Source organism: Spirosoma sordidisoli, from assembly GCF_004138325.1.
GTDB classification, from domain to species: domain Bacteria; phylum Bacteroidota; class Bacteroidia; order Cytophagales; family Spirosomataceae; genus Spirosoma; species Spirosoma sordidisoli.
Genome location: NZ_SBLB01000006.1, coordinates 34,830 through 49,089 on the forward strand (window position 1 = coordinate 34,830; position 14,260 = coordinate 49,089).

General features: G+C 56.6%; 14 protein-coding genes. 9 read left to right on the forward strand and 5 right to left on the reverse strand.

Translation table 11 applies throughout. The features are described 5' to 3' along the window. The first annotated feature begins 22 nt into the window (after nt 1-22). Together EQG79_RS20495 and EQG79_RS20500 are read left to right on the forward strand one after the other, a co-directional pair. The gene (locus EQG79_RS20495; RefSeq protein WP_129603610.1) at nt 23-1,189 is read left to right on the forward strand and encodes a baeRF7 domain-containing protein; all 1,167 of its coding nucleotides are present in this window, start codon (nt 23-25) and stop codon (nt 1,187-1,189) included. Between the two features lie 39 nt (nt 1,190-1,228). After that, nucleotides 1,229-1,525 carry an HPF/RaiA family ribosome-associated protein gene (locus EQG79_RS20500; protein WP_077923795.1) on the forward strand — a complete coding sequence of 99 codons (297 nt, stop codon included), beginning with the start codon at nt 1,229-1,231 and terminating at the stop codon, nt 1,523-1,525. 255 nt (nt 1,526-1,780) lie between these two features. Here the strand turns inward: EQG79_RS20500 and EQG79_RS20505 are convergent, their stop codons facing one another. Further along, nucleotides 1,781-2,323 carry an alpha-amylase family glycosyl hydrolase gene (locus EQG79_RS20505; RefSeq protein WP_129603612.1) on the reverse strand — a complete coding sequence of 181 codons (543 nt, stop codon included), beginning with the start codon at nt 2,321-2,323 and terminating at the stop codon, nt 1,781-1,783. Between the two features lie 158 nt (nt 2,324-2,481). Between EQG79_RS20505 and EQG79_RS20510 the strand changes: the two genes are divergently transcribed. From EQG79_RS20510 to EQG79_RS20520, 3 genes are all read left to right on the forward strand, one after another. Further along, the gene (locus tag EQG79_RS20510) at nt 2,482-3,705 is read left to right on the forward strand and encodes a Gfo/Idh/MocA family protein (protein ID WP_129603614.1); all 1,224 of its coding nucleotides are present in this window, start codon (nt 2,482-2,484) and stop codon (nt 3,703-3,705) included. An 80-nt stretch (nt 3,706-3,785) separates the two neighbouring features. Next, entirely contained in the window at nt 3,786-4,394 is a 609-nt protein-coding gene (locus EQG79_RS20515; protein WP_129603616.1) for a hypothetical protein, read from the forward strand. A gap of 28 nt (nt 4,395-4,422) precedes the next feature. Further along, entirely contained in the window at nt 4,423-5,712 is a 1,290-nt protein-coding gene (locus EQG79_RS20520; protein ID WP_129603618.1) for an MFS transporter, read from the forward strand. Here EQG79_RS20520 and EQG79_RS20525 read toward each other — a convergent pair whose 3' ends face one another. Then, the gene (locus tag EQG79_RS20525) at nt 5,713-6,894 is read right to left on the reverse strand and encodes a Gfo/Idh/MocA family protein (protein WP_129603620.1); all 1,182 of its coding nucleotides are present in this window, start codon (nt 6,892-6,894) and stop codon (nt 5,713-5,715) included. 177 nt (nt 6,895-7,071) lie between these two features. Here EQG79_RS20525 and argH point away from each other — a divergent pair, with 177 nt between their 5' ends. Continuing rightward, the gene (argH, locus tag EQG79_RS20530) at nt 7,072-8,406 is read left to right on the forward strand and encodes an argininosuccinate lyase (protein WP_129603622.1); all 1,335 of its coding nucleotides are present in this window, start codon (nt 7,072-7,074) and stop codon (nt 8,404-8,406) included. A 73-nt stretch (nt 8,407-8,479) separates the two neighbouring features. Here argH and EQG79_RS20535 read toward each other — a convergent pair whose 3' ends face one another. After that, nucleotides 8,480-9,349: an SMP-30/gluconolactonase/LRE family protein gene (locus EQG79_RS20535; RefSeq protein ID WP_129603633.1), complete on the reverse strand. Its 870-nt coding sequence runs from the start codon at nt 9,347-9,349 to the stop codon at nt 8,480-8,482. A gap of 218 nt (nt 9,350-9,567) precedes the next feature. Here EQG79_RS20535 and EQG79_RS20540 point away from each other — a divergent pair, with 218 nt between their 5' ends. Beyond that, nucleotides 9,568-9,792, forward strand: coding sequence for a hypothetical protein (locus tag EQG79_RS20540; RefSeq protein ID WP_236648906.1), 225 nt, complete (start codon nt 9,568-9,570; stop codon nt 9,790-9,792). 100 nt (nt 9,793-9,892) lie between these two features. On the opposite strand, the gene EQG79_RS20545 is transcribed toward EQG79_RS20540, so the two are convergent. Then, the gene (locus tag EQG79_RS20545) at nt 9,893-11,146 is read right to left on the reverse strand and encodes an MFS transporter (RefSeq protein ID WP_077923800.1); all 1,254 of its coding nucleotides are present in this window, start codon (nt 11,144-11,146) and stop codon (nt 9,893-9,895) included. A gap of 76 nt (nt 11,147-11,222) precedes the next feature. Here EQG79_RS20545 and EQG79_RS20550 point away from each other — a divergent pair, with 76 nt between their 5' ends. Further along, entirely contained in the window at nt 11,223-11,873 is a 651-nt protein-coding gene (locus EQG79_RS20550) for a phosphoribosylanthranilate isomerase (RefSeq protein WP_077923801.1), read from the forward strand. A 75-nt stretch (nt 11,874-11,948) separates the two neighbouring features. Here EQG79_RS20550 and EQG79_RS20555 read toward each other — a convergent pair whose 3' ends face one another. Beyond that, nucleotides 11,949-12,365 carry an Hsp20/alpha crystallin family protein gene (locus EQG79_RS20555; protein ID WP_077923802.1) on the reverse strand — a complete coding sequence of 139 codons (417 nt, stop codon included), beginning with the start codon at nt 12,363-12,365 and terminating at the stop codon, nt 11,949-11,951. Nucleotides 12,366-12,745: 380 nt separating this feature from the next. On the opposite strand from EQG79_RS20555, the gene EQG79_RS20560 reads away from it, so the two are divergent. Then, entirely contained in the window at nt 12,746-14,083 is a 1,338-nt protein-coding gene (locus EQG79_RS20560) for a tetratricopeptide repeat protein (RefSeq protein ID WP_129603635.1), read from the forward strand. The last annotated feature ends 177 nt before the right edge of the window (nt 14,084-14,260 follow it).

Genomic DNA, 14,260 nt, shown 5'->3' on the forward strand with positions numbered 1-14,260 from the left:
GGCCGCCTAAACAGACGAACATATGGATTTAGTACGCGCCGAAAAGGAAACTATACTCAAACTGGCCGACCAGAGTCATCAACAATGCATCTCTATCTTCATACCTACCCACGTCAGGGGCAAGGAAGTTAACGAGAGACAGGATCAGCTTGCGTTCAAAAATCACAGCCAGACCATCCGGCGGGCCCTCGAACAGCAGTCGCTGCGCAGCAACGACATCGACGAGCTGATGCAACCGCTGGAATCCCTGCTCGACAACTCGCCGTTCTGGCGCCACCAGCGCGAAGGACTGGCGGTGTTCCGAAACCCCGATTATTTCGCCGTTTTCCAGAGTCCGCTTCCGCTGGAGAACAGCTGCCATCTGGACTCCAGCTTCCGGGTGCGGCCGTTGCTGACGTTTGCCGAGCCCTTCCCGATTTATTACGTCCTTCAGGTTGGCAAAGACGGCGTGGTTCTCTACCAGGCCGACCCGTTCTCTATCTCTCAGGTCGATACCGGCGAGGTGATGCCCCTGGGCCTGAGCGATATTACCCAGTATTACGATTTCGAGGAAGAGTTGCAGGGGCGTACGACAGGCCGGGGCGGTATGGCTACCAGGTACACCAGCGACGACCTGGACAACAAAGAAAAAGGGCATCTGCTGGCCGACTATTTCCGGCTTATCGACGAGGGCGTTATCAAGCTGATGGGCACCAGAAATGTGCCGCTGCTCCTGGCGTCGGTGGCCTATTACCAGCCTATCTACCAGCAGATCAACTCGTATCCGTATCTCAGAAAAGAAGGACTAACCGGCAACTTCGATCACGTTCAGCCCCGTGACATTCATCGGATGGCCAACGAACTGCTGATCGATGATTTCAGGCAAAACCGGCAGCTACGCATCGACCAGTACCAGCAGCATAGCGGCACGTCACTCGTATCGCGCGATCTGCGGCAGCTGCTGACAGCAGCCGTGATGGGCCGCATCGACGTGCTGTTTTTGCAGTCTGAGGCCGACGTATGGGGGCATTTTGACGAAGCTACGCTGGCTACTACCCTTCACGACGAGCGCCAGCCGGACGACCAGTCGCTGCTGGATCGGGTAGCGCTGCTGACGCTTCGCCAGGGCGGAGAGGTATATATGGTCGATGACATGACCATCGTAGACCCTCGGGGGTCGGGTTCCGTAGCGGCCTTGTTCCGCTTTTAACAGTCAGTTCATTATCTCATTTAATACGCTAAAACCAGTATGGAATACACCATCGATCGCATCAAAATAGACCTGCAAACGGTTGGGTTTCGGGAAACGCCCGAGTTGCTGAACCAGGTAGAACATGAACTTCGACGGGTCATGCGCTTTCGGCAGGACATCGTAGCGGCCGACTTCTACCTCCGCGAAGAAGGCCGTAACCCCACCAATAACAAGACGGTTCGCTGGCGGCTGGGGATTCCCGGCACCGATCTGTTTGCCGAAGGTGCCGGTCCATCCTGGGCAGCCGGCCTGCGCGATGCCAGCGATAAACTACGCCGGCAGTTTGTTGACTAGATAGCCCGCTACCAGCGGCAATTGATTCACAACCAAAGCCAGGCGGGGACAACAGCGCTGTCACATCCACCCGCCCCGACGATAAACACCCAACAACCAACCAATAATGCTCTATTCGTCAGCCAGTTAACTCACCGTTCGACTACCGACCTCTCGAAGTACGAGGGGTTTCCGGTAGTGAAAACAGCATGCTACAGGCCAAGGAATGAGGTTGGAGTCCTTCAACATCGGCCCAACTCTGGTTGCTGAGCCACCCTAAGTTTCGGTTTGTACGCCCGGAAAAACCATGCCTTTGTTCCAGTCCTTAGGCCGCTCCTTCGACCAGACATACCACGATCGGTATGGCGAATCCTTACGGCGCCGGGCCTCTTTGAACCACGGATGCTCGTTGGAGGTGTGGTTGATAACGAGAGCCATCACGACCCGGATATCCCGGCGGCTGGCCTGCTGCATGAACGTCTGGAAGTCGCGCTCGGTGCCCAGGCGCTTATCGATGCGGTAAAAATCGGACACGTCGTAGCCGTCGTCTTTGTTGGGCGTTGGTTGAAAAGGCGACAGCCAGATTACGTCGACGCCCAGGTTCTTCAGATAACCGAGCTGCTGGGTCAGGCCATTGACATCGCCGATACCGTCGTTGTCGGAGTCTTTGAACACCTCAACGTCGAGGTTGTAAACGAGGCTGTTTTTGTACCAAAACTCATTCAGAAAATCGGCCGGCACCGGAATGGGCTGCGCCCGTACCGACAGCGACGCCAATACGCCCGCCAACAGGCCGGCGCCTGGTCTCAATCTGCTCATAAGGGCATGGAGAACGATGTACCGAGTAAACCCCATTGAGTCAATAAGGTTAAACTACTTTACCTAGTTGATTACTATACCAATCCAAACATTTCAATTTTGACCGGGTTGACAGCTATAGTAATCAGACCAATGACCCGTAAACAACTCCTGCTCTTATGAACCGTTCGCCTTTGTTTATTCCCAACTCCTCGCTCATCCGCCGGGACTTTATCCGGCATCTGGGCGCAGCGGCCGTGGCCATACCCAGCCTGGCTACCCTGGCGAGTCTGCAAGCCTGCGGAGGCAGCTCGAACAACGAAACGGCAGGCACCGATGCCGCTGGCTCAGGCCGAACCGAGTCGGGCCGCAAACTGGGCATTGCGCTGGTCGGGCTGGGCAAGTACAGCGAGGGCGAACTGGCCCCGGCCCTGCAGGAAACGGAGTACTGCCGGCTGGCAGGGATTGTGTCGGGCACCCCCGAAAAAATAGACAAGTGGAAACGGAAATACGACATCCCTGATAAGAACGCCTACACCTACAAGACTTTCGACCAGATTGCTGACAATCCCGAAATCGACATCGTGTACGTGGTGTTGCCGAACGCCCTCCATGCCGAATACGTCATCCGGGCGGCTCAGGCCGGCAAGCACGTCATCTGCGAAAAACCGATGGCTACCACCGCCGAAGACTGTCAGAAGATGATCGATGCCTGTAAGAAAGCAGGCAAGAAACTCTCGATCGGTTACCGGCTTCATTTTGAGCCCCATAATCTGGAGATGATGCGACTGGGCCAGAAAGAGACCTACGGGAAGGTTAACCGGATCATTGCCGAAAACGGCCAGAAACAGGGCAACGATACCCCCTGGCGGCTGGGCAAAGGGCTGGCGGGTGGCGGCCCCCTGCCCGATGTTGGTGTCTACTGCATTCAGGGCGCCATCTATACCAAGGGCCAGGTACCCATTTCGGTTACGGCTAAATTCCACCCTGTAACGGACAAAGAAAAGTTCAAAGAGGTAGAAGAAGGAATCGACTTCCAGTTAAGATTTGCCGACGGGTCCGTTGCCGACTGCCGAACCAGCTACAACGACAAGTACAATAAGCTACGGGCCGAAGCGGCCAGCGGCTGGTTCGAGCTGGCCCCGGCCTATCAGTACGATGGCCTCAAGGGCGAAACCAGCCGGGGGAAGATGGACATCGAGAACGTGAACCAGCAGGCCCGCCAGATGGATGCCTTTGCCGACTGCATTCTGAACAACAAAGAAACCACCGTTCCGGGCGAGATGGGCATGCGGGATGTTCAGCTGATCGAAGCCATCTACCGCGCGGCCGAAACCGGTAAGCCCGTCTCGACCGCCGACGTACGCCAGGTACTGGACTCGACCGCCGTTGCCAGTCGGTAAGCCCTTTCTGTTCTAACCCGGTAAGGCCCTGACACGTTGGGGCTTTTGTCTCTATCTTCAGGCCCTCATCTGGCAAACGCATGTCTGTACACTATCGTTTTTACCCATCGCTGCTCAACGTTTTTTCGCGCTATGTCCGTGGTGGTAATCTCTCGGCCCAGGCGTTGATTGACAGCATCAACCGGGTGCCAACGCCCACCACCGACGCCCAGGAGCGCGGCACCTCGTTCGAGGAAGCCATTGTCAAGGGCACCAATGAAGAGCGCTTCGACCCGGAAATTGTCCGGCGGGTTCGTAAGCTGCTGCCCCGCCCTATCGTCGACACGCAGGTATTTTGTCAGTGGCAGATCGACGACGTTTTGTTCTACGGCTATGTCGACCTGATTGGTACGTTCAAGGCAGTTGACCTGAAAACAACCGGCTCGTACCAGAAAGACCGGTATCTGTTCAACCACCAGAACCTGTACCTGCACGCGCTGAAGCGAAAAGGAATCCGGCTGATGGAATACGTCATCACGGATTTTAATGACGTGTACGTAGAAAGCTACAGCCTGACCCACCCCATTGACCGGCAGCTGGAAGAGATCAGGCTGTTCAAAGCGTTTCTGGAGGAGCACCGCCCGCTCATTACCGATAAAAAGATATTTGTGGCCCCCGGCGAGGACCCGGCGGCCCAGCGCCGAGGCTGAGCCAGCCGAAACGCCTACCTTTGCGGCCATGCTGCAACGTACAATTCGTCTGTATCGCAATGCCTACCAGGGTCTCTCGCCATCGGTCTGGCTCCTGGCGGGTGTGATGCTCATCAACCGCTGCGGCACCATGGTGCTGCCTTTCCTGACGCTATACCTGACCCAGCATCTGCATTTTTCCGTCACCAACGCCGGTATCATCATGGCTGTCTACGGTGTGGGCGCTTTCGTGGGAACGTTTCTGGGTGGGCGGCTCACCGATCGATACGGCTTTTATTACGTACAGCTGATCAGCCTGCTGTCGGGGGGTGTTTTTCTGCTGCTGCTCCAGTTCGTAACCGAGTTTTACACCCTGTGCGGCAGTGTTTTTGTCTTCACCTTGCTGGGCGATACCTTCCGGCCGGCAAACCAGGCGGCCGTGGCTCATTATGCCGGCGCCGACACCCGCACCCGGGCTTTCTCGCTCAACCGGCTGGCCATCAACCTCGGCTGGGCGGTGGGGGGCGGTCTCGGCGGCTGGCTCGCCAGTGTCGACTATAGCCTGCTGTTCTGGGTAGACGGGCTAACCTGCGTAGCGGCCGGCATCGTGCTGGGCTCCTTTCTGCCCCGGCCCGCAACGGACCAGCCGCTGACCCGCCCCCCGGCCGGCAGCCACCTGCCGAACGCACCGACGGCCGGGCATCAACCCGCGCAGTCGCCGTACCGCGACCGGCTTTTTGTCGGCTTTGTGGTCTGTTCGGCCCTGTATCTGATGGTGTTCATGCAGCTGTTCACCCTTGTACCGCTGTTTTTCAAGCAGGAACTGAACCTGACCGAGCGTACCATCGGCGGCTTTATGGCGCTGAACGGACTGGTGATCGTTGCCGTAGAGATGGCGCTGGTCTATGGTCTTGAGCAACGGCAGGTCCCCAAACCCCGGCTCATCGGCATGGGGGTCGTAGTGGGCGCGTTGTCGTACGCGCTGCTGTCGCTGGCCGGGCTACCGGGCTTCACCGGGCTGAGCGTTGCGTTCTCGTTTATCATGCTGGTTACCATCAGCGAGATGCTGGCCATACCCTTTATGCAGTCCTTCACGGTAGAGCGGGCCAGCCCGGCCACGCGGGGGCAGTACCTGGCCCTGTATGCCATGGGCGGAGCCTTTGCGCAGACCACCTCGCCCGCGTTCGGCTCACTGATGGTAACCTACGTTGGCTTTGCCAGCCACTGGCTGATCATGGCCAGCATCGCGCTCCTGTCGGCAACCGGTTTCTGGTGGTTTGGGAAACAGCTCCGCATCGAGCCAACCCAGCAGCCGGTTCCTGACAACGTAACGGGCTGATCAGCTCCGCACGGGCCACTGGAAGGTCGACGCCAGCTTGATCCGCTGGCCGGTATCGCCCGACTTGCGCGCGGCTTCGATGATATCGAGAACGTGCAGGGCATGTTCGGGCCGGATAAACGGTTCTTTGCCGGTAGCCAGACATTCGGCCACTACCGACGCCCCCATTTCCCAGACATAATCGGCCCGGTCGGTGGCGTATCGCTGCCCTTTTTCGTCGTCCAGCGTGGCCAGATCGACCCCGAACGGTGCCCAGTCGTAACCGATCAGTGCTAGGTTTCCTTTGGTGCCCCAGACCGAAATAGTCGGTTTCTCCTGCCCCTTGCCTTCGTGTCCGTAGGGATCGAAATAATTGAATCCGCACTGTATGTGCGACAGCGTACCGTTGGCGTGTTCCATCAATACCATGGCGTTATCCTCGGCGACTACGGCTATAGGGCCTTTGTTGCCGGTATTGCGGGTGGGGGTTACGATGCTGGTCATGGCCATCACCGAACGGGCCGGCCCCAGCAGGCCCGTCAGGGTGGCGATGTTGTAGACCCCCAGATCGGGCAGACTACCGCCCCCCTTCTCGAAAAAAAACGCCGACCAGTCGGGGCCGAGGTGGCCGTAATGCGCGTGGGCGGCCGACACCCGCCCCAGTTTGCCCTCCTGAATAGCCTGCGCCATAAACGCAAACTGCGGACTTTGCACCACCGCCGGAGCGCCCCAGATCCGGAGCTTCTTCTGGATAGCCAGCGTGAGTAGCTCACGACCTTCGCGGTAGCTATTGGCCATCGGTTTTTCACTCCATACGTGTTTGCCAGCCAGCAGGGCCTGCCGGTTCAGCCGACCGTGTTCCTGCATATTGGTCAGGTTGACCAGGAGGTCGAAGGGCGCCCCGGCCAGGAGCGCGTCGATGTGTGGGTAGTGGTTCGGGATGGCGTATTTCGTGGCGGCCTGCTGCGCACGCTCCGGCAGAATATCGCAGGTGCTGACCAGCGTAACGAACGGCGACTTGCTCAGGTGCGGCAGGTACATATTCGAGACACTGCCGCAGCCAATGACGGCGACGCGTACTTTTTTATCGTCGGTTACACGGGCAGCCGACTGGGGGGCAGCTAAAGCCGGGGTCAGGGCCGTGGTGGTGGTCAGGGCAGTGACCTGGGCCAGAAACGTCTGGCGGGTTATTTTTCGGTTCATGGGTGCTTACGTTGTACTCAGTAGCCGGAAAAGCCGGTTCTTCCTCCGATCTAACCACGCGCCAACCGCACAAACGCCCCGGTCCGTTTGTACCTTTGCGCCCGTACATGGCTTATCCGGGCAGGCGGGTTCTAAACCAGCCGGTTGCCCGATCACACTTTTTACGCTGTCACCACCTTGAAACTCTGGCAAAAAGAAGGCGTCAGTACCGCTGACCAAATCGAACGCTTCACCGTTGGACGCGATCGGGAGATGGACCTGTTCCTGGCTCCGTTCGACGTGTTGGGAAACCTGGCTCATGCGCAGATGCTTGAGACCATCCATCTGCTGACCCGCTCCGAACTGGATGATATCAGCCGGGAGTTGAAACAGATATACGCGCAGATACAGGCCGGTACGTTCGTCATTGAAGAAGGCGTTGAAGACGTACACTCGCAGGTTGAGCTGCTGCTGACCCGGGCGCTGGGCGACGTAGGCAAGAAAATTCACTCGGGTCGGTCGCGGAATGACCAGGTGCTGGTCGACCTCAAATTATTTACCCGCGACCGGCTCTTGGCCGTTGCCGACAGCGTTCAGCGGGTGTTCGACAGGCTCGTCAGTCGGTCGGAGCAGCACAAAGATGATTTGCTGCCGGGCTATACGCACCTCCAGATTGCCATGCCGTCGTCGTTTGGCCTGTGGTTCGGTGCGTATGCTGAAGGGTTGGCCGACGATATGCTGACCCTGCAGACCGCCTACCGGCTGGCCAACCGAAACCCGCTGGGGTCCGGCGCTGGCTATGGCTCTTCGTTTCCGCTCAACCGCTCACTCACCACGGAACTGCTCGGGTTCGAAGGCATGCATGTCAACGTAGTTTACGCCCAGATGAGCCGGGGTAAAACCGAGCAGACGGCCCTAACGGCCCTGGCTGCGGTGGCCGCTACCCTCTCGCGCATGGCTATGGATATCTGCCTCTACAACAGCCAGAACTTCGGTTTCCTGACGTTGCCCGACGCGCTCACGACGGGTAGCAGCATTATGCCCCACAAGAAAAACCCCGATGTAGCCGAGCTTCTCCGGGCCAAGACCAACCGGCTGAAAGCGCTGCCGATGGAAGTGACGCTTGTGCTAAGCAACCTCCCCTCCGGCTACCACCGCGATATGCAGATTCTGAAAGAAGTGCTGATGCCCGCCTTCGACGAACTGCTCGACTGCCTGTCAATCACTGAATTCATGCTCGAGCACCTGCAGGTGAAGCCCAGCCTGCTCAACGATACGAAGTACGATCTGCTCTTCAGCGTGGAGCGGGTCAACGAACTCGTGCTTCAGGGTGTGCCGTTTCGGGAAGCGTACCGGATCGTGGGTCAGGAGATTGCCCAGCACACCTACGAGCCGCCCCGCCAGCTGCACCACACCCACGAAGGCAGCATCGGCAACCTCGGCACCGACCTGATCGTAGCCCATATGCAGGATGCCCGCGCCGGTTTCGGCGCCGAACGGGCCCAGCAGGCAACCGCCCGGCTTCTGGCCTAACAAACCAAACGACGCGACCGAAGCCCGGTCGCGTCGTTTGGTTTATAACGAATCGATCAGCTCACGGGCCAGCTTATCGGCTTAGCTCATAGGCTACCAGCTTGTTTTTCATAAACGTCGGCACGATCAGCAGCCTCCGGCCGGGAATGTAGTCGATATCGGCCGCGTTGATGCCTTCTTTGCGCGTATCGAGCAGCTGTTGTTTGGCTCCTTTGGCGTCGACGTGAAACACCTGACCGGTCCAGTCCGACACCAGGTAGTTTCCTTTGCCTTCGGACACGATACCGTCGGTCCGGTCCATGCCCTCGGCCATAGTCGTCATGGTTTTGGTATTGATGTCTACGGCTCGCAGTGCCCCGGTTTTCGTGCAGCCAATCAGGAGTTTATCCTTCCCAACGGCCAGTACGCCATTGGGTTTGTTGAGTTGCTCGCCTTCCATCCAGACCTCCCACTTATCTTCTTTCAGCCGGTAGATCTTGTCGCTGCGGCTGTCTGACACGTAGATGGTCCCATCTTTGGCTATTGTCACATCGTTCAGGAACGCGGTTTTCTGGTCAACGGCATCGTAGGTTTTCTCGGCCTGTCCCGTCTCGGTATTGATGACGACGAGCCGGTACACATCCGTAACGTAGAGCCGGTTCCTGTATAGCCCCATACCTTTGGGCGCATTGAGACCCGATGTCCAGCGCAGGTTCTCGATCTTGCCATCGAGGGATACCTTCGAGATAAATCCGGTTCCATCGAGCGCGTCGGACTTACCATCGATGTTGGTTACATACAGGGTGTTCTGCCCATCATAGAGAACCGATTCAGGTACGCGCAGGGTGGTATCCGTTTCCCAGACTTTAACCAGCTTCCGCGGTTTGGGGGCCGTAGCCGGAATCAGGGCGGTAGCGCCAATTCCCAGCAGGACAATCAATAAACAGCTGACGATGTTTTTCATACAGACGAGTTTATACCGGTTGATCTATTTTTTAATGTATACGTTTGAATTGAACAATTCTGCTTCGAATCAGGGTTCAGCCGCCGGTATGGATAGAAACGCTGGTAGTATTTCAACATGACCGAAATACAGGCATCTTTTTGGCTAAACATTCTCTACATGAGCGCGTTTACAAACTCGCGTACAAAAGATACTGACACAACTAATCTCCTTGCAGCATGAACTCGTATCAACCAATGACCTTCCAGTCATCCGATCAGCCTATGGCTATGCCGGCCGTGCCCCTGAAAGAAAGCATCCGTGACATGATCCGGTTGCAGAAAGACTACCAGCTCTCGGACGAATTGTTCTGGGAAATTTTCAATACGCGGGTTCTGCTCAACGAATCCATCGATGTGAACGCGTTTATTCATGAACTGAATGCGCCAACTGTACGCGCATAACTTACCGCCTATCATGCATCCACGAAGCAGGCTCAGGCCTGAGTACCGCCAGTAACCCGGCTGATCTGCCCGCTAGAGGGACACGATCAGCCGGTTTTTTTTAATTCAGCTTTACCGCAAAGAGGGCTTTGGAGCGTACAAAAATATAGCTGACCACCACCAGCGTTACCACTCCGCCCAGCAGTACCGACGGCACCGTACCGAACAGCCGGGCCGCGACCCCCGATTCAAAAGCGCCGATCTCATTCGACGTACTGACAAAGATGCCATTCACGGCCGCTACCCGACCCCGCAGGTGGTCGGGCGGAAAAATCTGCATGATCGTTTGCCGGATAATGACGCTCACACTGTCGAACGCGCCCGTCAGCCCCAGCATCAGCAGCGAGAGGTAGAAATTAGTCGACAGCGCAAAAATAATCGTGGCGATCCCGAAACCGGCTACCGCCAGCAGCATGTTGCGCCAGGCGTTATGGATGGGCGGGTACCGGGTCATGAACGCCAGCGTCAGCACGGCCCCTATACTCGGGGCGGCCCGCAGAAAGCCCAGTCCTTCGGCACCGACCCGCAGAATATCTTCGGCAAATACCGGCAAAATGGCCACGACTCCACCAAACAGTACCGAAAAGAGGTCGAGCGAAATCGCATAGAGCACGATGGGCGTATCGAATACGAACCGGAAACCTTCTTTCAGGCTTTCGCGGAAACCGGCCTGGGGAGCCTCGTTCACCGGCACCGGTTTGCGACTCACCAGCGAGATCAGCCAGAAACAGAGTACCAGCAGGCCGATGACTACCAGCAGCGTATTATCGAACCCCAGCCCGCTGTAGAGAAAGCCCGCCACGCCCGGACCGACAATCGCACCCGTTTGCCAGAACGAACTGCTCCAGGTGGCCGAATTGGCATATAATTCACGCGGTACCAGAAACGGCTTCAGCGACGAACTGGCCGGCGAATAAAACCCTTTGGCGGTGCCGATCAGCATCAGTACGCCATAAATCGTGGCCAGCCGCACCGTTTGCGACAGCTTAGCTACCACCGCCGGCTGGAACGTGAGATACAGGATGATAGACCCCAGAATAATTACCGCCAGACTCCATTGCAGAATCCGCTTCTTGTCGCGCCGGTCGGCCAGGTGCCCGCCAAAGAGCGACAGAATAATAAACGGGACGGCCTCAGCCAGCCCCACCAGGCCCAGCGCCAGCGGATCGTGGGTGATTTTATAGAGTTCGTACCCCAGAACCACCTCCTGAATCAGCAGCGTAGCCGTGATCAGGAAACTATTCATCACAAAATAGCGGAAGTCAGGAATACGTAGCGACGCGTAGGTATCAGTAGCCGGAGAAGGGGGTATCATTCGTCATGAACGTTTGAGAAATAACCGGATATTCGCCAAAAAATTCCGGCCCGGACCGTTAAATCTAGCTTACCTCATGCGTACCCGCCTAAAAATCTGCTGCATCAGCAGCATTGACGAAGCCCGACTGGCCATTCGACTGGGCGCCGATGCACTCGGTCTGGTAGGCCGTATGCCCAGCGGCCCCGGTGTGGTGGCCGATGAACTGGCCGCTGCCGTTGTTCGGGCCACGCCCCCGCCTGTGGCCACCTTCATGCTCACCAGCGAACGGACGGTAGCCGATATACTGGCCCATCAGCAGCGCGTAGGTGCCAACACCATCCAGCTCGTCGACGCCGTACCAGCCGGCACCTACGCCCAGCTTCGGGATGCGCTACCCGCAGTTAAACTAGTTCAGGTCATTCACGTGATCGATGAGCAAAACATAGCCGAAGCACTGGCCGCCGTTGAGGCCGGGGCCGATGCGCTGCTCCTGGACTCGGGTAACCCGAACCTGGCCGTTAAGGAACTGGGGGGCACCGGTCGGCAACACAACTGGCTGATCAGCCGGCAGATTGTGGCGCAGTCGTCGGTGCCGGTCTTTCTGGCGGGTGGCCTGCATGCCGGCAATGTTCGCCAGGCGATTGAGCAGGTGCAGCCGTTCGGACTCGACATTTGCAGCGGAGTGCGTACCAACGGTTATCTCGACGAACGAAAGCTGGACGCGTTTCTGGCCGCTCTCGGGTAATCACAGCCTGATCGTTGGGTATAAAAAAAGCCCGTATCGATCGATACGGGCTTTCTGTTAAAACGCCTGTTGCCCTTAGGCGATGGCGATTTCTTTCACCAGTTTTTCTTCTTTCACGTCTACTTTCGGCAGCGTTACGGTCAGGATGCCGTCGGTGTAGGAAGCAGCGATCTGGTCGGCATTAACGGATTTGGGCAGGCGGAAACCGCGCTCAAAAGCGTTCACGCCAAACTCGTGATGCGTAAAGGTCTCGGCGGTTTCGGTCGCTTCGGGCTTGTACGCAATGGTGAGGATGTTATTCTCTACGTTTATTTTCAGATCTTCTTTCTTCAGACCGGGGGTAGCGAGCACCAGCGTAAAGCCGGTTTCTGTTTCTTTCACGTTAGCGGCCGGTACGTTTGGCCTGGTGTTGTAAAAACGCGTTACAGCCGGGCGAACGTAAAAAGGATTAAAGAACGAAGGAGTGCGGTTATATCGAACTAAGGTTGCCATTGCTTTATCTAGTTGCTGTTGATTGTTCATTGTCAAACACAACCTTCCTAACTCAAATCCTGTACCAGGGCATAAACACAGCCATTTTGTCTTAATAATCTAAGAAAAGACCGCACATCACGACAAAATGTCACCTTCAAGCAGATCACCTGATCAAAGACTGTCAGACAAAAACCGGACTACATGCATCCCGCGCGACTCTACCTACCTGCCTGTAAGGAACGGCAATAGACTGTTAATCAGATGGATTTAGTATCATTTATACAATTATCCGATTTTTGAAAATTAATATATAGCAACTTGGCTTGCACATGGCAAAGGTCTATTTTTAGCACCCAAACTAACTATATCTCTCACCACCTGTCACTTTGTATTTACTTATGAAACGACATCTCCTGTCGGTAACGGCACTTTTGTGTGTCAGCCTCACCCAACCCGTCTTTTCTCAGCAAACCGCCGTTGATTTTTTTGAAAGTGGTGTCTCAAAAAGTAAGTCCGGCGATTACACAGGGGCATTACAGGCATTCAGTATGGCCATCACCATGAACCCCGACAATGCGGTCAGTTATTACAACCGGGGTGTGGCCAAGGCTAGCTTGAAAGACCATCGGGGGGCCGTGCTTGATTACGATCGCGCCATTGAACTGAACGGCAAAGACGCACTGGCTTATCTGAGCCGGGGTATCAGCAAAAGCAAACAGGATGACCACCGGGGCGCCCTCCTCGACTACAGCCGTTCCATCGAACTGAACCCCGACGATCCGCAGACGTACTACAACCGGGGCCTGAGCCGGAGCCGCATCGACCAGTACAGCGGAGCCCTGGCCGACTTCAACAAAGCCATCGAACTGGATCCGGCCAACGTACAGACCTACTACGTGCGCGGCATTACCAAACAGAAGCTCAACGACTACGCGGGCAGCCTCCCCGATTTTGCCAAAGTGATTGAGTTAACCCCCAAACGTTCACAGGCCTACGCCGGCCGGGGCATATCGAAAACCGAACTGAACGATTATACCGGTGCCGTGGCCGATCTCAATAAGGCCATTGAGCTGAACCCCGAAGACGGCGAATCTCATTTTTACCGTGGTTTCGCCAAAGGCAAGCTCGACGATTACAAAGGCGCCCTGGCCGATTATAACCGGGCCATCGCGCTAAAAGCCGATAATTACGCGGCTTATTACGGACGGGGGTTCTGCCGCAGTAAGCTCGGCGATCAGAAAGGTGCCATCCAGGATTTTAACGAAGCCATCGAGATCAACAACAGCAATACCGAGGCTAAAGTCGTTTACAGCGGCCGGATCAACCGCGCCACCCTTGATAACCTGCGCAACGTGGTGCAGGAACGTAACAAAATCAACGAACTGGGCAGCGAACGCGCCGAAGCCTATTTCAGCCGGGCCGTCAGCAAGAGCAAACAGGGCGACCCCAAAGCCGCGCTGCTCGATCTCAACAAAGCCATAGAGCTTAATCCAACTTACGCCGAGGCTTATTTTACCCGCGGCCTGATCCGATCGGCCCAGGGCGACCAGCGCGCAGCGATCATGGACTGCAACAGCGCCGTTAAGCTCAATCCGCGCTATGCCGAAGTCTATTACGTCCGGGGCATTATCAAACACAGCCTTGGCGACGAAAATGGCGGTTGCCTCGACCTCTCCAAAGCGGGCGAGCTGGGCTACAACCCATCGTATAAAGTCATCAGCGATTACTGCAACTAAGCGTCCGTACGCTACCGGAACGCAACAGCCACACGCCGATCAGGGTCGGGTGTGGCTGTTTTATTGTAGATCTCCGGAGAGAAACGCAGCCTCTGTACTATAAACCGCACAGGCGGCATAAATGACGTAAAAAAGTCAGCGCCTTAGCCGTCCGATTATCGGCAGGACGGGCATGTG

Excerpts from the sequence above, each read along its gene's own strand:
- EQG79_RS20555 (WP_077923802.1), bottom strand. The coding sequence starts at position 12,365 with ATGGCAACCTTAGTTCGATATAACCGCACTCCTTCGTTCTTTAATCCT.
- EQG79_RS20500 (WP_077923795.1), top strand. The coding sequence starts at position 1,229 with ATGGAATACACCATCGATCGCATCAAAATAGACCTGCAAACGGTTGGG.
- EQG79_RS20545 (WP_077923800.1), bottom strand. The coding sequence starts at position 11,146 with ATGATACCCCCTTCTCCGGCTACTGATACCTACGCGTCGCTACGTATT.
- EQG79_RS20505 (WP_129603612.1), bottom strand. The coding sequence starts at position 2,323 with ATGAGCAGATTGAGACCAGGCGCCGGCCTGTTGGCGGGCGTATTGGCG.
- EQG79_RS20550 (WP_077923801.1), top strand. The coding sequence starts at position 11,223 with ATGCGTACCCGCCTAAAAATCTGCTGCATCAGCAGCATTGACGAAGCC.
- EQG79_RS20510 (WP_129603614.1), top strand. The coding sequence starts at position 2,482 with ATGAACCGTTCGCCTTTGTTTATTCCCAACTCCTCGCTCATCCGCCGG.
- EQG79_RS20560 (WP_129603635.1), top strand. The coding sequence starts at position 12,746 with ATGAAACGACATCTCCTGTCGGTAACGGCACTTTTGTGTGTCAGCCTC.
- EQG79_RS20520 (WP_129603618.1), top strand. The coding sequence starts at position 4,423 with ATGCTGCAACGTACAATTCGTCTGTATCGCAATGCCTACCAGGGTCTC.
- EQG79_RS20525 (WP_129603620.1), bottom strand. The coding sequence starts at position 6,894 with ATGAACCGAAAAATAACCCGCCAGACGTTTCTGGCCCAGGTCACTGCC.
- EQG79_RS20495 (WP_129603610.1), top strand. The coding sequence starts at position 23 with ATGGATTTAGTACGCGCCGAAAAGGAAACTATACTCAAACTGGCCGAC.
- EQG79_RS20540 (WP_236648906.1), top strand. The coding sequence starts at position 9,568 with ATGAACTCGTATCAACCAATGACCTTCCAGTCATCCGATCAGCCTATG.
- EQG79_RS20515 (WP_129603616.1), top strand. The coding sequence starts at position 3,786 with ATGTCTGTACACTATCGTTTTTACCCATCGCTGCTCAACGTTTTTTCG.
- EQG79_RS20535 (WP_129603633.1), bottom strand. The coding sequence starts at position 9,349 with ATGAAAAACATCGTCAGCTGTTTATTGATTGTCCTGCTGGGAATTGGC.